The organism is Pseudomonas sp. CFBP 13710, from assembly GCF_014842235.1.
In the GTDB taxonomy this organism is placed as follows: Bacteria; Pseudomonadota; Gammaproteobacteria; order Pseudomonadales; family Pseudomonadaceae; genus Aquipseudomonas; species Aquipseudomonas baltica.
On the sequence record NZ_JACYVJ010000003.1, the window covers coordinates 47,952 to 64,898 of the forward strand.

A 16,947-nucleotide genomic window follows, 5' to 3' on the forward strand; every position below is an offset into this window, starting at 1 on the left:
CTTGCGCCGCTGCTACGAGGGGCGTGGCGTTGCAGGTGGCCTGTATCCCCCTGTAGCAGCGGCGCGAGCCGCGTCGGCGGAGAATGCGGTATGCCAGGGAAAGCGCGATCAACCGCCGGGGGATTTGGGCTTGACCGGGGTCGGCGGCGTGTCCTGACGTTCGGGTTCGGGGACGTTCTCGGCCTTGGGTGGCGCAGGCAACGGTATGGGCGGCAGCAGCGGCGGTGAACCGCTCATGCCCTCGCCGCCATGGGTCGAGGGCACGGTAACCTGTGGATAGGGGGTTGGCGTGGGTGTACCCGGCGATCCCGGGGGCAGCGACGAGGCCGCTGCGACACCGGCACACAGGGCAACACATGCAAAGACCGATACACTGCGCAACTTCATTGAACACCCCAAGGCCTGACTGCCTGTTCCGATGACACAGGCTACTACCATGGCACTACCTTGTCCTCCTTCCGAGATTGACCGATGAAACGCTTCGTACTGCTCGATACCACACCGATCCCCGACAACGGCGGTGCGCTCTGCCTGTTCGAGTACGGCGAAGACTTCGTCATCAAGATCCAGGGCGGTGACGGCGGGCAACTGATGAACACCCGCATGCACGGTTCCGAAGACGCCCTGGCCGAGATCCCTTGCCGCAAGGTGGCCGGGCGGCCGAATTCGCGGGTGCTGATCGGCGGGCTGGGCATGGGTTTCACCCTGGCTTCGGCGCTCAAGCACCTGGGCAAGACCGCCGAGGTGGTGGTCGCCGAACTGGTTCCGGGCGTGGTCGAATGGAATCGCGGGCCGTTGGGCGAAAAAGCCGGCAATCCACTGGCCGATCCGCGCACCGTCATCCGCCTGGAGGACGTGGCCAAGGTGCTGCAGGCCGAGCCGGCCGGTTTCGACGCGATCATGCTGGATGTGGACAATGGCCCCGAAGGCCTGACCCAGAAGGCCAATAGCTGGCTGTATTCGAGCGGTGGCCTGGCGGCCTGCGCGAAAGCCTTGAGGTCCAAGGGTGTACTCGCCGTGTGGTCGGCCAGCGCCGACCGCCAGTTCAGCGACAAACTGCGCAAGGCCGGCTTCAAGGCCGAAGAAGTGCAGGTGTTCGCCCACGGCAACAAGGGCACCCGCCATACCATCTGGATCGCCCAGAAAATCTGAACCCACTGCGCCGTAGGAGCGGTCCGTGGCCGCGAAGGGCGCAGCACGGTCCGCTAGATGCACCGCGGCGTCTGCTTCGCGGCCAATGACCGCTCCTACGGTGAGGAGCATTCCTGTTCGGCTGTGGAAATCGGCTAGGAGGTTTCACGGCAAACTTCTGAATCGGCTCACTTACGGGCTGTTCAGCGGCTTCTAGAGTTGGCGGTGTTGCGATGTGCAACCACCATTAACCAATCTGGAAATCAACATGACCCTTATATCCCGTCTGCTTATCGGCACCACGCTGCTGGCAGCACTCCCGACCGCGATGGCGGCTTCAACCGTTGATTTGAGTGTCACCGGCTCGATCGTACCGGCCGCTTGCACCCCATCGCTCTCTGCCAGCGATTTCCACCACGGCAAGATATCGAAGAGCGACCTCAACGTGGATGGGCCAACAGGTTTCACCGAGAACAAGAAGGTCGCCACCCTGAGCGTCAATTGCACGGCTGCTACGGTGTACGGAATCCGTGGGATCGACAATCGTGCAGATACCGTCGGAAATAACTGGTACGTGACACCCTACGGGCTGGGCTTGACGCCCAAAGGAGAGAAAATCGGTGCGCATTTTCTGGAAATCTACCCACGCGAATCACTGATTGACGGCAAACCTGCTTTCGTAGGCGTAGGTAATGCGGCGGGCACCGTATGGACCAGTGCGACCCAGGGCGAGAAAGGTATTCGCAACTACGGCGAGCTGTTGGGTTTCACCGATACAGCAGGGGCTTTGGCGCAACCGCTGCCGATCAAGGATGCCACTTTCGCACTCAAATCCTATCTGGTCATCGCTGCGGCCAAAGGGCTGACCCTGACCGACGAAGTCGCCCTCGACGGTGCCGCCACCATCGAACTCGTGTACCTGTAACGACACCGCGTTGCGGTAGTTTCTTTGTCGGCAAAGCCTGGCGCAGATACGTCCTACGTCGCTTGCAATCTTTTCGTCCTGCACTTGCTGAAGGGTCCGAGCCGAGAACGCGCGGATTGCTTTTAGAGTACTGCTGCTTTTCCCCCTCACACGATCTTCCCGGCACTGCGGTGTCGAGGAAGGCGTGGTCGTACCTGCCTGTTGCGTTCCCTGTCTGGAGAAACCGATGAACCGCCGCAACCACGTTTTGTATGCGTACCTGGGCATCACAGCGTTGCTGATCTGCAGTCCTGAAATCCATGCCGACGGCATGATCCCGGAAACCTCGGTGGTCATCGTCTACGAAGGCGATGCCGAAACCGCCATAAAAGTGACCAACAGCGACCAGCATCCTGCGCTGCTGCACGTCACGCTGGATCACATCCCCGAAGACAAGGCGTCGCTGTTGTTCGTCACACCCCCCATCGCGCGCGTCGAGGCGGGTGAATCGCAGCTGGTGCGCTTCATCCTGTCGAACTCCGAACCGCTCACCACTCAACGCTTGAAAAGGGTCATCTTCGAGGGACTGGCGCAGAACGACCAGCCAGGTAAACCCGGCGAGGCACGAGTATCGGTAAACGTACGACAGAATCTGCCGGTGATCCTGCACCCCAAAGGCCTGGTGAGGAACGCCGAGCCTTGGAAGGGCCTGCACTGGTCGCTGCAGGACAGCCAGCTTACGGTATCCAACCCCACTCCCTATGTCGTGCGTCTGTCACAGGAAGTGCACAGCCTGCCGAGCAAGACCCCTTGGCAGCTGCCCCGCAGCTACGTATTGCCCGGTGATCGGCTGACTCTGCCCGGCAAGGCGCTGGCCGTCGCCGATGGGCAGGTCCTGTTTACCCCTGCCACGGTGTACGGTTTTGCCGTAGGTACGCATCAGGCAACGCTGAATCAGGGCGCGCCTTGATGAAGGCGCTCATTGGTAGCACATTGTCCGCAGTGACGTTGGCGCTGTACACCCAGACTGCAAGCGCAACAAGTTTCGACAGCGAAACCCTGCGCCTGCGTGGTATCGATCCTGACTTGGCCGCCTACTTGAGCCAGACCGCGCGCTTCACAGAAGGCGTGCACGCTGTGCGACTGTGGGTCAACGGTCAGCCCAGAGGCGTTGTCCAAGCCGCCTTCGACACCGCAGGTGCCCTGTGTATCGACCAGGCCGTGCGCGACGCCGGGGAACTGGTCGATACCGGGTCAGGCTGCGGCGAGTTCATCGAGCAATTTCCGCAGACCCTGATCGAACTGCTACCCCAAGCCGGTGAGGTGCGGCTGTTGGTACCTGCACCTGCCTTGCGCACTGCATCGGCCGACCAATCGGCCTTTACCCGAGGTGGGGTTGCCGGCCTGCTCAACTATGACGTGCAGGGCCTGTACAACCAGTTCAATGGTCAACGCAGCCGGTTTCTTTCGGCCAACACCGAGGCTGGCGTCAATGCAGGCGATTGGATCCTGCGCAGCCGTCAGTTCTATAGCTCGGTGCAGGGCAAGGCGAGCCTGCAGCACATGGAAGCCTATGCGCAGCGCACCTTCAGCGACCAGCAGGCGATGCTGCAGTTGGGCCAGATCAACCTGAGCAACCCGGTGCTCGCCGGCGCGCGCGTCACCGGCGCGCAGTGGATGAGCGAACCGGCGCTCGGCGGCAGCGGCCGTGGCGCTCGGGTGCAGGGCATTGCGGCTACCCAGGCGCGGGTGGACGTTCGCCAGAGCGGCGTGCTGATCTATTCAACCGTGGTGCCGGCCGGACCTTTCGAGTTGAGCGATATTCCCCAACTTGACCGGCGCAGAGACCTGGAGGTCACGGTGATCGAGGCCGATGGCGAACGTCGCACCTTTACCGTCCTGGCCGCCACCTTGGGCCTGGAGTTGCCCTCACAGGGCTTTGCTGTGGGCATCGGACAGCTGCGCAACAGTGGGCGCAGCGCTCGGGAACCCTGGGTGTTGAGCGCCGGAGGCAGCTACCCACTGGCGCCGGCCGCCAGTATCAGTGGCGGTGCCCTCATCGGCCAAGGCTACAACGCCGGCGGCGCCGGGCTCAACCTGGAACCGTGGCCCGGCTCGCGAGCGCAGAGCCTGTTACAGGCCGCGCATGCCAGCGAATCGGACGACCAGGGGGTGCAGGGCAGCATCAGTCTCAATCAGCAGCTCGGCGATCGCTGGTCAGCCTTGCTCAGTGCCCGTCGGCAGACAGTCGGCTATCGAGAGTTGATCGACAGTGGGTGGAATCAGCCCGCTGGCCAGCGAAGCCGAGTGCGTGATCAGTACGCCTTCGGCCTGGGCTGGACCCATCCCTGGACGGGCAGCCTGAGCGGCACGTGGTCCACCGCCACGGCGTTCGACGGGCAACGCTCCAGTCGAGCCCAGGTCAATTGGGGGCGACGGCTCGGCCCCGTGTCTCTGACCGCTACCGGGCAATGGCAGCTGGCCGGCGACGGTGGCCTGGGTAATGCCTTGTATTTCAGCGCCAGCCTGCCCCTGGGTGACGGTTTGAACTGGCGTTCGACCGCCCGCAACGACAGCACCGGCATCCGCCTGGGCAGCGGTGTGCAAGGCCGCTGGGACGAGCGCACTCAGTACCGAGTCGCCGCCGAGCGCGCCAGTCGCACTGGCGCGGTGAGCTACAACGGCGGCGTATCGCGGCTGACCCAAGCCAGTCAACTGGACGTCGGCTATGCCAACTACGGCAGCGACAGCCATGGCTACAGTGGCGCTGCACGAGGCGCCGTGGTGCTCCACGAAGATGGCTTCACCTTGTCGCCCTACCCGTTGCAGGACACCTTCGGCCTGTTGACCCTGGAAAATGTCGCAAACGTGCAGATCGATACCCCCGGCGGCAGCGTGTGGACCGACCGCAAGGGCCGCGCCGTGCTGCCGCAACTGGCTCCGTTCGGTCGCAGCAACGTGCAGGTGGCCACTGCATCGTTACCGCGCAACGTCGACGTGCATCAAGGCGCAGCCACCCTCCAGGCCGCGCGTGGCGCAGTGCCGCGCATCATGTTCGGTGTGGAGGTCACGCGGCGCTTGCTGCTTCAGGTGCAGGACGAGGCCGGGCGGCGCCTCAACCGTAGCACGGGCGTCACCGATGCGCAGGGCCAACTGGTGACATTGGTACAGGAAGACGGCGCGGTCTTCGTGCCCAATATCCATGCGAGTCCGCAGTTGTGGAGCCGCACGGTAGACGAGCAGCCGTGCCGATTGCAGTTCGAACTGCCGGCCAGCGCCGATGCCGAGGCGTATTACGAGCAGACCACGGCGCAGTGCCGGGTCGAGGAGAGCGAATCATGAGCCGTTGCACCTTCCTGACGGCGCTGGTGGCCACCGCATTGGCCACACCGTTGCAGGCATTTGCGCAGGGATGCAGCCTGTCGCTCAGCCCGGCCGACATCGACCTGGGTCAATTCAATCGCACGACCGTGCAGTTGGCGTCCGGCGAGGTGCCTTTGCCGCCGCGTCGACTCAGCCTGAGCGTACTGTGTGAAACCGAACAGGATCTGACGCTTGCCTATCGGGCCGGCCAGTTCTCGAACCAGGGCTATGCCTTGGGTTCGCAAGGCGCCTACCGTCTGCGCGTGCTGCAGGCATCGGTGGACGATCAGCCCGTACAGTGGGGCCAGGTGGCGGCCGCTGCGCCACAGGTTGCAACCCGCACCGGCGCAGCGGCGCTGGAAGGTGACCAGCCACTGCAACCGCTGCGGGCCGGCCACGCGGTCAGGGGCAAACGCCTGCAGGCGCAGATCGAACTGCAGGCCACGCTTGCCCCCACCGTGCTCGCCGTCAGTGACGCCCATGAGCTGTCGGCCAGCGGCAGTTTCGACATTGTCGGTCAGCAAAAGCCATTGCTGGTGAAGGCCGGGTTCGCTCCAGCGGCGTGTCGGCCCTCGCTGGCGGGCAACGCGAACGTGAACTTCGGTCGCATTGGCATGGCCGATCTGCGGCGCGAATCGGTCACCACGTTCAGCCGGCAAACGGTGCTGGAAGTGGACTGCGACGCACCGACGCGCTTCGCTATCCGCGCGCTGGATAACCGGGCCGGCTCCGTCAGCGACCAGCTCCTGGCTGCCGCTCCGACGTTGTTCGGCATCGGCCGCACGGCGGACGGTCAGGCCTTGGGCGGTTTCACTGCTCGGCTGGGCACGGGGATCGGTCGTGACGGCAGCAGTGCTTATCCCTTGCTCGGAGACGCTTCTGCGCAAACCTGGCGACCGCACCCCGATGGATGGCTGCGCAGTGACGGCCCGCCCACCGCGCTCGGGCGACAAGCGACACCCGGCGTCGCCCCCGGCGCCTGGTCTGGACTGTCATTGCCGCTGACCGTCGAACTGCACCTGGCTCCAGCCCGAGGGCTGGACGTGCGCCAGGAAACCCCGATCGACGGCTCGGCCACACTGGAGATCATCTACCTGTAGCGCATGCTTACAGGTAGACCAGCTCCACGGTGACGTGTCCGTCCAAGGGCACGGCATCGGTCAAGGTCAGGCTGCGCGCAGGAGCGATAACGCCATGGGCGCGGATGCCCAGCTGGGCCATTCGTACCACTACGGCACCGGTGTCTACGCCGACACGGTCGACCAGCCCCAATAAACTGCCGTCGGTAGGCAGCGCCATCGGCTGGGCGGTAGAAGTGCTCCACAGGCTGCCGGTACGATCGCCGAGGCTGAGAAATACACGACGGCCATCGACGGTCGAACGTGCTGGATCGACTTGCAGATGATACGCGCCAATCTGCTCATCCGCCGCCGTGCGGCCCATACCCAGTCGACCAGCAATGCCGGAGTCATAGGCTGAACCGGCGCGGTTGTCCACCAGGCGCAGACCATACAAGGTCGGTGTGCCGCACTGAATCGTCAGGTTCGGCGTGTGCTCGATCATCGCGGTAGGCCGCTCGGGGTGCAGGTCGGCCGAACTCACGGTGCCGAAGTGCAGCGTGCTGACACTCAGGATGGGCGTGCAAGCGCTGGGAACGAGCGTTCCGGTGACTTGAATATCCACAGTGGAAGCGCAGAAAGCAGGCGTGGTGAAGCCGAGCGCCAGCATGGCGGTCAGCGTCCGAAAGCCAGGATGCATGATGTTGTCCCTCACTGTCCGATGAGCTGACCGGCACGGGAAACCGGTCACGCTCTTCAGGCTGAAGGGGAAGTTTCCCCTTTGAAAGAGGAAATTTCTGAAGAAAGGTAAATCTGTTCCTACGAAAGATCTTGGTACAGGTAGATCTGACTGCACCTAGTTCTTCCTTCACGTAGTTCTTCCTACAAGTAGAACAACTCAAGGGTAGCGGCACCGGCCAAGGGCACTTCAGCGTCCAACGTCAAACTGTCGGTCGGCGCGATGGTCAGGTAGGACACCAGGGTCAGCACTGCGTCCTTTGCCGGCATGGGTCCGCCGCCATCGTTTTTTCGGCTGGCCAGACCAATGAGCTGACCATCGTTGCGCAAGCTGCGCGCACGGCGTTCGGCGGCAGACCAGGCATTGCCCGTGGGGCTGCCTATCAGCAGCAGAAGCGGTTCGCCATCCAGGCTCGAGCCTTCAGGATCGATGCGTAGCCTGTAGGAGCCGATTTTCTCGTTCTTGCTGGTCAAGCCCAGCCCGAAACGGCTGCCGTCGATGTTTTCCAGGACTGAATCGGCGCGATTGTCCACCGCACGAAGCGCGTAAGCGGTAGCGGCTTCGCAATTTATGTTCAACGTTGAGGTACGGGCACGATCGAGCAGGACGGTGGGCGCTGAAGCAAGCAGGTCGCGGGTATACAGCCGCCCATGATCGAAAAGCGCGTTGCTCAGGGTAGGTGTGCAGCCACCCGGCACGATCGAACCGGTGACGGTAATGTCCACCGACGGCGCGGCGACGGCCGTGGCGATGGAGGTGAGCAGCGTGGCAAGCAGGGTAATGCGGGTAACGGCGTTCATGTCGTTGTCTCAGGCTATGCGCTCGCGTGAAGGAGGTGGCGCGTGCGGCATGGTGATAGCCACGCGCGGGTCAAGACATGAGAGATCGGCCACTGCACCCGACGAAGGTGCGCGCAGCGGTGTAGGTCCTGGGACGCGAAAGCGCCGCCAGCAGGGGTGCGGTGTTGGCCCATGCGTTTTTGCTTTACCATATCGCCCCTTTGCCGCCCCTGCTTTTGGAGTTTTCATGACGGCCGCCGCCGACCTTTCGCCCACGCTGCAGCTTGCCTGCGACCTGATCCGCCGCCCTTCGGTCACGCCTCTGGACGCCGATTGCCAAAAGCTGATGATGCAACGCCTGGGGCAGGCTGGCTTCGCGCTGGAGCCGATGCGCATCGAAGAGGTGGATAACTTCTGGGCCACCCACGGTACCCAGGACGGTCCGGTGCTGTGCTTCGCCGGGCATACCGACGTGGTGCCCACCGGCCCCACCCAGGCCTGGCAGATCGCCCCATTCGAGGCGGTGATCGACGAGCAGGGCATGCTCCACGGGCGCGGCGCGGCCGACATGAAGGGCAGCCTGGCGGCCATGCTGGTGGCCGCCGAGCGCTTCGTCGGCGACCATCCCAACCACAGGGGCTCGGTGGCCTTCCTGATCACCAGCGACGAAGAAGGCCCGGCCCATCACGGCACCAAAGCGGTGGTCGAGCGCCTGGCTGCACGCAACGAGCGCCTGGACTGGTGCATCGTCGGCGAGCCGTCGAGCACCACCCTGGTCGGCGACGTAGTCAAGAACGGCCGACGCGGCTCGCTCGGTGCGACTCTGACCGTGCGCGGCGTGCAGGGCCATGTGGCGTATCCGCACCTGGCCCGCAACCCGATCCACCTGGTCGCCCCAGCCCTGGCCGAGCTCGCCGCCGAGCACTGGGACGACGGCAACGCCTTCTTCCCGCCAACCAGCTTCCAGGTGTCCAACCTAAACAGCGGCACGGGCGCCACCAACGTCATTCCCGGTGAACTGACGGCGGTGTTCAACTTCCGTTTCTCCACCGAGTCCACGGTCGAAGGCCTGCAGCAGCGCGTGGCCGCGATTCTCGACAAGCATGGCCTGGACTGGCACGTGGACTGGGCGCTGTCCGGCCTGCCGTTCCTGACCGAGCCCGGTGCGCTGCTGGACGCGGTGGCCGCGAGCATCAAGACCGTCACTGGGCGCGACACCCAGGCCTCCACCAGCGGCGGCACCTCCGACGGGCGCTTCATCGCCACCCTCGGCACCCAGGTGGTCGAGCTGGGCCCGGTCAACGCCACGATCCACCAGGTCAACGAACGCATCCTGGCCAGCGACCTCGATGTACTGACCGAAATCTACTACCAGACCCTCGTCGAGTTACTCGCCTGATGCTCACCTGCCCCCTCTGCACTGCCATGCTGGCCAACGCCGACAACGGCATGGTCTGCCCCAGCGGTCACCGTTTCGACCGCGCGCGCCAGGGCTACCTGAATCTGCTGCCGGTGCAGCACAAGAACAGCCGCGACCCCGGCGACAACCAGGCCATGGTCGAGGCTCGCCGGGACTTCCTCAACGAAGGCCACTATGCGCCGGTGGCCCAGCGCCTGGCCGAGCTTGCAGCCGAGCGCTGGCCTCGGCGCTGGCTGGACATCGGCTGTGGCGAGGGGTACTACACCGAACAGATCGTCCAGGCGCTGCCGCGCGCCGACGGGTATGCCCTGGATATCTCCCGCGAGGCGGTCAAACGCGCCTGCAAGCGAGCGCCGTCGGTGCATTGGCTGGTGGCCAGCATGGCGCGTGTACCGCTTGCCGATGCCAGCTGCCAGTTCCTGACCAGCGTCTTCAGCCCGCTGGACTGGGACGAAGCCAAGCGCCTGCTGGCGCCGGGGGGTGGGCTGATGCGTGTGGGACCCACCAGCGGCCACCTGATGGAGCTGCGCGAACAGCTGTATGACGAGGTGCGCGACTACGTCGACGACAAACACCTGTTGCAGGTGCCCGAGGGCATGCAGCATGCCCACCATGAAACCCTGACCTTCAAGCTCAAGCTGATCGACGCGCAATCGCGCGCCAACCTGCTGGCGATGACGCCGCATGGCTGGCGCGCCAGCGCCGAGCGACGGACCGCGGTGATCGAACAGCCGCGGCCGTTCGTGGTCACGGTATCCATGCGCTACGATTACTTTGTGCGTCAAGACTGAGCGAGCCTACCCATGCGCCAACCCGATATCGAGATTTACCTCAAGGACGCCGACGTCGATCACAAGGCCATCGCCGCATGGCTCGGCCAGGCCCTGGGCCCCTGCAGCGACTGGCAGCAGAAAGGCCAGACCTGGAAGTGCCAGGCGGGCGACGTGCCGGTCACCTGGCTGCCCAAAGCGGTCGGCAAGTGGAACAGCCTGTACCTGGAGAGCGACGCCACGCCGTGGGACGACGACGTGGCCTGCGCCCGTGCAGCTTTCAAGGCCCTGAATGTGGAGGTGCGCTGTGCGCCTGGCAGCTGGGTGGAAGAAGAAGGCGAAGAGAATGCCGACCGCTGGATCCGTATCAGCGACGATGGCGAAGAGGAAATCACCTGGCGTACCAGTTGATACACCGCAGCGCGACGGTTCGCGGCCAGTGGCCGCTCCTGCGGAACCATTCGGGACCGCTGCGGGCAGGCCATGCAAAACCCCTGCAGGAGCGGCCAGTGGCCGCGAAAGAGCCCGTAGCCGCGCGAAGATATTCGCCGACACCCCGCATCCCTTACGTCGGCAAAAGCCGGTAAAATAGCGTTTTCCCCCCAAGCCCTGGCCTATGACCCGCTCACCTCTGCACCGCCTCGTGTTCGGCACCTTGCGCCGCTTGTTGTACCTGTGGGTTCGGTCTGAAACCATCAACCAGTCCTCGTTCACCTTGAACCTGGATCGCAGCAGGCCCGTGCTGTACGCCTTGCAATCGCCTTCGCTGGCCGACCTTGCCGTGGTCGACCGCGAATGCAGCAAAGCCGGCCTGCCACGCCCGGTGCTGCCCGTGGCCATCGGCGATCTCATGGAGCCCACGGCGGTGTTCTACCTGACCCCGGACCCTGACTGGCTGGGCCGGCAAGACAAGCGCGGCGCCCCGCCCACCCTGGCGCGGCTGGTCACGGCACTGGCACAGAACGCCGGCGAAGATGCGCAGATCATTCCGGTAAGCGTGTTCTGGGGCCAGTCGCCAGCGAGCGAATCCAGCCCCTGGAAGCTGCTGTTCGCCGACAGCTGGGCGGTTACCGGGCGCTTGCGCAAGCTGGTCAGCATTCTGATCCTGGGACGCAAGACCCGCGTACAGTTTTCCGAGCCAATCCACCTGGCCGAGCTGGTGCAGCAGAACAAGGGTCACGAGCGAACGGTGCGCATGGCCCAGCGCATCCTGCGTGTGCATTTTCGCAACCTGAAGACGGCAGTCATCGGCCCCGACATTTCCCACCGCCGCCATCTGGTCAAGGGTCTGGTGCGCGACCCACTGGTGCGCCAGGCCATTGCCGAAGAAGCCGAACGCGAGCACATCACCCTGGAAAAGGCCGAGGCCCGAGCGTTGCACTACGGCAACGAAATCGCCTCGGACTACACCTACACCGCCATCCGCTTCATGGAAGTGGTGCTCAGCTGGTTCTGGAACAAGATCTACGACGGCATCAAGGTCAACAACATCGACGGTGTGAAGGACGTTGCCCGTGGCAACGAGATCATCTATGTGCCATGCCATCGCAGCCACATCGACTACCTGCTGCTGTCTTACCTGCTGTTCAAGAACGGCCTGACGCCACCCCATGTTGCTGCCGGCATCAACCTCAACATGCCTGTGATCGGCAGCCTGCTGCGCCGAGGCGGGGCGTTTTTCATGCGCCGCACTTTCAAGGGCAATCCGCTGTACAGCGCCGTGTTCAACGAATACCTGCACACCCTGTTCACCAAGGGTTTTCCGGTGGAGTACTTCGTCGAAGGCGGGCGCTCGCGCACCGGACGCATGCTGCAACCCAAGACAGGCATGCTGGCCATCACCCTGCGCAGCTATCTGCGCTCCTCGCGTACGCCCATCGTCTTCGTACCGGTGTACATCGGCTACGAACGGGTGCTGGAAGGCCGTACCTACCTGGGCGAGCTGCGCGGCGCGGCGAAGAAGAAAGAGTCGATTCTGGACGTCTTCAAGGTCATCGGCGCACTCAAACAGCGCTTTGGCCAAGTGGCGGTCAACTTCGGCGAGCCGATCAAGCTGCAGGCTTTTCTCGATGAGCAGCAGCCTGGCTGGCGCGAGCAAGACCTGGCGCCGCAGTTCAAGCCCGACTGGCTGAACGAAACCACGCACCGCCTGAGTATCCGCGTGGCTCGCCACATGAACGAGGCCGCAGCCATCAACCCGGTAAACCTGGTGGCACTGGCGCTGCTGTCGACCAGCAAGCTGGCCCTGGACGAACGGGCAATGGAACGGGTACTCGACCTGTACCTGACCCTGCTGCGCCAGGTGCCCTACTCGCCTCATACCACCGTTCCCACTGGCGATGCCCGCAGCCTGATCGCTCATGTCCAGGGCATGCAGCTGCTGTCCGAACAGAGCGATGCCCTGGGCAAAATCCTGTATCTGGACGAACAGCACGCGGTGCTGATGACCTATTACCGCAATAACGTGTTGCACATCTTCGCCCTGCCCGCGCTGCTTGCCAGCTTCTTCCAGAGCACTTCGCGCATGACCCGCGAGCAGATCCTGCGCTACGCCCATGCGCTGTACCCCTATCTGCAGGCCGAACTGTTCATCCGCTGGAACGCCGGGCAGCTCGACGAGGTGATTGACCAGTGGCTGCAAGCGCTGGTCGAACAAGGCCTGCTGCGCCTGGAAAACGGTGTGTACCTGCGCCCCGCGCCGAGTTCGCGGCAATTCGTGCTGCTGACCTTGTTGTCGCGTGCCATCGCGCAGACCCTGCAGCGTTTCTACATGGCCATCGCCCTGTTGCTCAATGCCGGGCAGAACACCCTCAGCGCCGAAGAACTGGAAAACCTGTGCACCACCATGGCCCAGCGCCTGTCGATCCTGCATGGCCTGAACGCCCCGGAGTTCTTCGACAAGAGCCTGTTCCGTCACTTCATTCAGACCCTTCTCGATCAAGGGGTACTGCGCCGCGATGCCCAAGGCAAGTTGAGCCACCACCCCATGCTCGATGAGCTGGCCGAAGGCGCTGCCAAACGGGTATTGCCCGCTGAAATACGCCTGTCGATCCGTCAGGTTGCGCTGCACCGCAGCGATGAGGCCGCCGATGGGCTGTGATCGACGACGGTCTTTGCCTATGCTTTTGCCTGACGGCCGAATTTGTAAATGGAGATAACCATGAAGCGCCTTTCACTGATCGTACTCAGCGCCCTCATCGGCGCCTGCAGCAGCATGCAGCCCGCACCCAAGGCCACGCTTGAGGGGGAGGCGTTCTATCTGCAGCGCATCGCCTTGCCGCCTTCGGCCGTATTGACCGTGAGCCTGCAGGACGTGTCCCTGGCTGACGCCCCTGCGGTGGCCCTGGCCCGGCAGAGTGGCCCGATCACTGGCCAGGTGCCGCTGCCGTTCAAACTTGAATACGACCCGGCCCAGGTCAAGCCGGGGCATCGCTATTCGGTGAGTGCCCGCGTTGAAGCCGACGGGCACCTGCTGTTCGTCAGCACCCAGCATCACGGCGTGACGCTGGATGGCAAGGATGAGCAGCCGCTGCGTATCCGCATGGATGCCGCTTCGCGGTAGCCAGGGCTGCGGCGGTGTTCAGAACCGATAGACGCTGCTCAATACCGCCGCACGACCATCACCGAACTCCACGGCCGAAGAACGGGTATCGCTGCCGATGACCGTGCGCACCCGCTCGACGTACTTCGTGTCGGTCAGGTTGCTCAGGTTCAGCTGCAGCTCGAGGTTGTCGGATGCCCGGTAGCCCAGCATCGCGTCGTGTACCCAGTAGGCATCGAGCTTGATTTGATCCTGGGACGTCAGGTTGCGTTTGCCGACGTGGCGGATGCCGTAGGCCAGGGTAATGTCGCTGGGAAGCTGGTAGGCGGTCCATAGATTGAAAGATCGGGGCGCCGTGTTTTTCAGTGCCTGACCTACGCGTTCGGGATTGGCCACCGACTTCAGTGTCTCGCTGCTTTGCAGGGTGTAGTTGGCGAACACGTGCCACCTCTCGCTCAATGCGCCCGTGGCTGCCAATTCCAACCCCTGCACGCGCTGCTTGCCGGCAAGCAGGTTGCTGCCATCGCTCAGACGTTCGCGCACGTTGTCCTTGACCACCCGGAACAGCGCGCCCTCCAGCTGCAGCCGCTCATCGAGCAACTGCCACTTGGTACCCAGTTCCCAGGTCTTGCCCTTCTCGGGTTCCAGGCTCTGGGTGCTGTCGGAAAGACCACCGCCGTAGGTCAGCAGGTTCTCGGCCGAAGGGTTGAACGAGGTGCCGTAGGCGACGTAGAAGCGACCGTGCTCGGTGGGCTTGTAGACCAGGCCGGCGCGTTGGCTGAACACGCCATCGGTTGAGCCGGCCTGGGTCCGAACGCCGCTGGCCGAGCGATTGCTGGCCTGGGCCCGCATGTGGTCGTAGCGCAGGCCCAGGCTGAGGTCCCACTGCTCGTCCAGGGCCAGGGTATCGAACACGTACAGGGCGCGATCTTCCATGCTGTTGTGCGCCACGCTGGTAGGCGACTTGACCTTCGGCCCGCTCCAGTAACCCGGCGGGTTGGCCAGATCGTAGCCGTTGGCTGGGTAGAAGGACTCCACGGCATAGCCCGAGGCCTTGCGGTCGTAGGTTTCGCGCGACAGTTCCGCGCCGACCACCAGGGTATGGCCCAGGCCGAAGGTATCGAAGTGACCGGTCAGGCTGGTCTGGTTCATCGCCAGGCGGGTCTGCACGTCGCGCCGATAGGCTTGAGGCCCTGCCGGCAGGTAGCGTAGCGCCGGAAGCTTGGCCAGCCTGACATGGGAAGCGGACACGGTGGCATCGCGGTCAACCTGGCTGAGTCGGGCAAGGTTCTGCACGCTCCAGTCCGGGTTCAGGTCGTGCTCGTACTTGACCGTCAGGCTGTCGGTGTCGGTGCGGTCCTGGTCCAGGTTGCGCCAGCCATAATAGTGACTGGTCTTGACGCCCGGCAAGCGCTTGCCATCGCGTGCAGGCACGCCGTAGTCGGGCAGGTTGTCATCGCTCTGGTGGAAATAGCTGAGGGTCAGGCGCGTGTCGCTGCCGTGCCCGAACATCAGCGACGGCGCCAGGCCCCAGCGCTGCTGTTCGATGCGATCGCGCCCCGGCACGTGGTTCTCGTGAGCCATCAGATTGAGACGAAACAGGGTGCCGTCGCCCAGGTCGTGCAGCTGCTGATTGGTGTCCAGGGTCAGGCGCCGATAGCGATCGGTACCAACGCCGGCGCCCAGCTCGGTGAAGCTGTCGGCAACCGGCAGCTTGGTGATCAGGTTGATGGAGCCGCCGGTGGCGCTCGCGCCACCGAACACCGAACTGGGCCCCTTGATGACCTCGACCTGCTCCAGGTTGAACAGGTCGCTGCGACTGGTCTGCGCAGAGTCGCGCAGGCCGTCGATCTGCAGGTTGGCATTGGCGCTGAAACCGCGGATGTTGATGCTGTCTCCCGACCCGCCGCCGCCCTCGCCCGCATTGAAGGAGATGCCGGAGACGTTGGACAGTGCCCGGCGCAGGCTCAGGGCATTCTGCTCGCGCATGATCTGGCGCGGGACAACGGTAACCGTTTGCGGCACGTCGAGCAGTGGCACGGCGTACTTGGCGGAAGCCGAACGCTCGACCTGGTAGGGTGGCGCGGCCTGCTTGCCGATCACGCTCAGCTTGTCGAGCACCAGCGATTCGGGCCCTTCGTGGGCATTGGCACCTGCGGCGCAACCGATCAACGCCAGGCCCAGCGCCGAACGGCGGGGCAATGTGCAAACTCCTGTAGAACGGTACATGTATACAGCCTCACTACAAATGAGACTTGATTCTATTTGAGCGCGCCGCGCTATAACCGGTTGGGAAAAAATCAGGACCGATCCTACGTACCCCCGGGCGCCGGGGGTCGTCCTGGCCTACAACCTGCGTCCATTCATCACGTCGGTTTCAGGGCTTTCTTCGGGTAGATATCGTAGCGGCTGGATTTGCCTTCAAGCGCATGGCTGGGTTTGCAGCCCTCGATGCAGGGCGCCTTGCGCGGTCGCTTGACCACTACCCGGTGGCTGGCCAGGGCCAGGGCGGCGGCCAGCAGGGCCGGCGCGTCCATGTCATCGCCCACCAGCGGCCGGAACAGGCGCATTTCCTTCTTCACCAACGCACTTTTTTCGCGATGGGGAAACATCGGATCCAGGTAGATCACCTGGGGCGCTTCGCCCTGCCACTGCTGCATGACCTCGATCGAGTTGCCCTGAAGCAAATGCATGCGTGCAACGATGGCGCCTACCTCCAGGTCACCCTGGGCACGGGCCAGTCCGTCCTCGAGCAGCGCGGCGATGATCGGCTGTCGCTCCACCAGGCTCATTTCGCAGCCCAGGCTGGCCAGCACGAACGCGTCCTTGCCCAGGCCGGCCGTGGCATCCAGTACCCGCGGGCGCACGCCCGGCTGCACGCCTACGGCCTTGGCGATCATCTGACCGCTGCCACCGCCGTACAGTCGTCGGTGAGCGACGGCGCCCTCGACGAAATCCACACGCACGGGCCCCGGCGCGTCCGCGCCCAGTTGTTGCAACTGCAGGCCGGTTTCGCCGACCTGCAGCACGAAATCGGCGTCGGGCAACTGGCGAGGCAGATGCAGGCGTTGCGCCCATCGTTCGGCTTGCGGTTCGCAGGCGTCGTTCTGCGCCTGAACCTGGATGCGACCACCGACTTGCTGCTCCACTGAAGATTCCTGTATCGAAAGGCTAAAAGATCGGCGCACGCCGCCGATAAGAACTTTGCCAGGCATTTTGCCAGAGCCCAAGCGTGCCGAGTG

Annotated in this window: 15 protein-coding genes; 10 read left to right on the forward strand and 5 right to left on the reverse strand. The window is 64.0% G+C overall.

Annotated elements, in window-relative coordinates:
* Positions 1-108: 108 nt before the first annotated feature.
* Positions 109-387 carry a hypothetical protein gene (locus IFT44_RS08650; RefSeq protein ID WP_192175767.1) on the reverse strand — a complete coding sequence of 93 codons (279 nt, stop codon included), beginning with the start codon at positions 385-387 and terminating at the stop codon, positions 109-111.
* An 84-nt stretch (positions 388-471) separates the two neighbouring features.
* On the opposite strand from IFT44_RS08650, the gene IFT44_RS08655 reads away from it, so the two are divergent.
* The 5 genes from IFT44_RS08655 (at position 472) to IFT44_RS08675 (ending at position 6,498) form a co-directional block, all read left to right on the forward strand.
* Complete coding sequence (locus IFT44_RS08655; protein WP_122714304.1) at positions 472-1,152, forward strand: spermidine synthase; 681 nt, start codon at positions 472-474, stop codon at positions 1,150-1,152.
* A gap of 247 nt (positions 1,153-1,399) precedes the next feature.
* Positions 1,400-2,056 (forward strand): DUF1120 domain-containing protein, encoded by a 657-nt coding sequence (locus tag IFT44_RS08660; protein ID WP_122475001.1) that lies wholly within the window; start codon positions 1,400-1,402, stop codon positions 2,054-2,056.
* A gap of 226 nt (positions 2,057-2,282) precedes the next feature.
* Positions 2,283-3,005, forward strand: coding sequence for a fimbria/pilus chaperone family protein (locus IFT44_RS08665; RefSeq protein ID WP_122475003.1), 723 nt, complete (start codon positions 2,283-2,285; stop codon positions 3,003-3,005).
* On the forward strand, positions 3,005-5,377 hold the full coding sequence (locus IFT44_RS08670) for a fimbria/pilus outer membrane usher protein (protein WP_192175768.1): 2,373 nt from the start codon (positions 3,005-3,007) through the stop codon (positions 5,375-5,377). Before IFT44_RS08665 ends, IFT44_RS08670 begins: the two co-directional genes overlap by 1 nt.
* Positions 5,374-6,498 (forward strand): DUF1120 domain-containing protein, encoded by a 1,125-nt coding sequence (locus IFT44_RS08675; RefSeq protein WP_192054578.1) that lies wholly within the window; start codon positions 5,374-5,376, stop codon positions 6,496-6,498. Before IFT44_RS08670 ends, IFT44_RS08675 begins: the two co-directional genes overlap by 4 nt.
* Before the next feature lie 7 nt (positions 6,499-6,505).
* Here IFT44_RS08675 and IFT44_RS08680 read toward each other — a convergent pair whose 3' ends face one another.
* Complete coding sequence (locus IFT44_RS08680) at positions 6,506-7,156, reverse strand: DUF1120 domain-containing protein (protein ID WP_122475009.1); 651 nt, start codon at positions 7,154-7,156, stop codon at positions 6,506-6,508.
* 182 nt (positions 7,157-7,338) lie between these two features.
* Positions 7,339-7,995, reverse strand: coding sequence for a DUF1120 domain-containing protein (locus IFT44_RS08685; protein ID WP_122475011.1), 657 nt, complete (start codon positions 7,993-7,995; stop codon positions 7,339-7,341).
* Positions 7,996-8,221: 226 nt separating this feature from the next.
* Here IFT44_RS08685 and dapE point away from each other — a divergent pair, with 226 nt between their 5' ends.
* The 5 genes from dapE (at position 8,222) to IFT44_RS08710 (ending at position 13,726) form a co-directional block, all read left to right on the forward strand.
* Positions 8,222-9,373: a succinyl-diaminopimelate desuccinylase gene (gene dapE, locus IFT44_RS08690; protein WP_192175769.1), complete on the forward strand. Its 1,152-nt coding sequence runs from the start codon at positions 8,222-8,224 to the stop codon at positions 9,371-9,373.
* Entirely contained in the window at positions 9,373-10,185 is an 813-nt protein-coding gene (locus IFT44_RS08695; protein WP_192175770.1) for a putative RNA methyltransferase, read from the forward strand. The genes dapE and IFT44_RS08695 overlap by 1 nt, the downstream gene beginning before the upstream one ends.
* A gap of 12 nt (positions 10,186-10,197) precedes the next feature.
* Complete coding sequence (locus IFT44_RS08700) at positions 10,198-10,575, forward strand: hypothetical protein (protein ID WP_122475016.1); 378 nt, start codon at positions 10,198-10,200, stop codon at positions 10,573-10,575.
* A gap of 205 nt (positions 10,576-10,780) precedes the next feature.
* Positions 10,781-13,264, forward strand: a complete 2,484-nt coding sequence (gene plsB, locus IFT44_RS08705; protein ID WP_122475018.1) for a glycerol-3-phosphate 1-O-acyltransferase PlsB — start codon at positions 10,781-10,783, stop codon at positions 13,262-13,264.
* A 60-nt stretch (positions 13,265-13,324) separates the two neighbouring features.
* Complete coding sequence (locus IFT44_RS08710) at positions 13,325-13,726, forward strand: YbaY family lipoprotein (protein WP_192058694.1); 402 nt, start codon at positions 13,325-13,327, stop codon at positions 13,724-13,726.
* An 18-nt stretch (positions 13,727-13,744) separates the two neighbouring features.
* On the opposite strand, the gene IFT44_RS08715 is transcribed toward IFT44_RS08710, so the two are convergent.
* Positions 13,745-15,934 carry a TonB-dependent receptor gene (locus IFT44_RS08715; protein WP_192175771.1) on the reverse strand — a complete coding sequence of 730 codons (2,190 nt, stop codon included), beginning with the start codon at positions 15,932-15,934 and terminating at the stop codon, positions 13,745-13,747.
* A 137-nt stretch (positions 15,935-16,071) separates the two neighbouring features.
* Complete coding sequence (locus IFT44_RS08720) at positions 16,072-16,854, reverse strand: class I SAM-dependent methyltransferase (RefSeq protein WP_342214278.1); 783 nt, start codon at positions 16,852-16,854, stop codon at positions 16,072-16,074.
* Positions 16,855-16,947: the final 93 nt, after the last annotated feature.

Excerpts from the sequence above, each read along its gene's own strand:
- IFT44_RS08650 (WP_192175767.1), bottom strand. The coding sequence starts at position 387 with ATGAAGTTGCGCAGTGTATCGGTCTTTGCATGTGTTGCCCTGTGTGCC.
- IFT44_RS08655 (WP_122714304.1), top strand. The coding sequence starts at position 472 with ATGAAACGCTTCGTACTGCTCGATACCACACCGATCCCCGACAACGGC.
- IFT44_RS08660 (WP_122475001.1), top strand. The coding sequence starts at position 1,400 with ATGACCCTTATATCCCGTCTGCTTATCGGCACCACGCTGCTGGCAGCA.
- IFT44_RS08665 (WP_122475003.1), top strand. The coding sequence starts at position 2,283 with ATGAACCGCCGCAACCACGTTTTGTATGCGTACCTGGGCATCACAGCG.
- IFT44_RS08670 (WP_192175768.1), top strand. The coding sequence starts at position 3,005 with ATGAAGGCGCTCATTGGTAGCACATTGTCCGCAGTGACGTTGGCGCTG.
- IFT44_RS08675 (WP_192054578.1), top strand. The coding sequence starts at position 5,374 with ATGAGCCGTTGCACCTTCCTGACGGCGCTGGTGGCCACCGCATTGGCC.
- IFT44_RS08680 (WP_122475009.1), bottom strand. The coding sequence starts at position 7,156 with ATGCATCCTGGCTTTCGGACGCTGACCGCCATGCTGGCGCTCGGCTTC.
- IFT44_RS08685 (WP_122475011.1), bottom strand. The coding sequence starts at position 7,995 with ATGAACGCCGTTACCCGCATTACCCTGCTTGCCACGCTGCTCACCTCC.
- dapE (WP_192175769.1), top strand. The coding sequence starts at position 8,222 with ATGACGGCCGCCGCCGACCTTTCGCCCACGCTGCAGCTTGCCTGCGAC.
- IFT44_RS08695 (WP_192175770.1), top strand. The coding sequence starts at position 9,373 with ATGCTCACCTGCCCCCTCTGCACTGCCATGCTGGCCAACGCCGACAAC.
- IFT44_RS08700 (WP_122475016.1), top strand. The coding sequence starts at position 10,198 with ATGCGCCAACCCGATATCGAGATTTACCTCAAGGACGCCGACGTCGAT.
- plsB (WP_122475018.1), top strand. The coding sequence starts at position 10,781 with ATGACCCGCTCACCTCTGCACCGCCTCGTGTTCGGCACCTTGCGCCGC.
- IFT44_RS08710 (WP_192058694.1), top strand. The coding sequence starts at position 13,325 with ATGAAGCGCCTTTCACTGATCGTACTCAGCGCCCTCATCGGCGCCTGC.
- IFT44_RS08715 (WP_192175771.1), bottom strand. The coding sequence starts at position 15,934 with ATGTACCGTTCTACAGGAGTTTGCACATTGCCCCGCCGTTCGGCGCTG.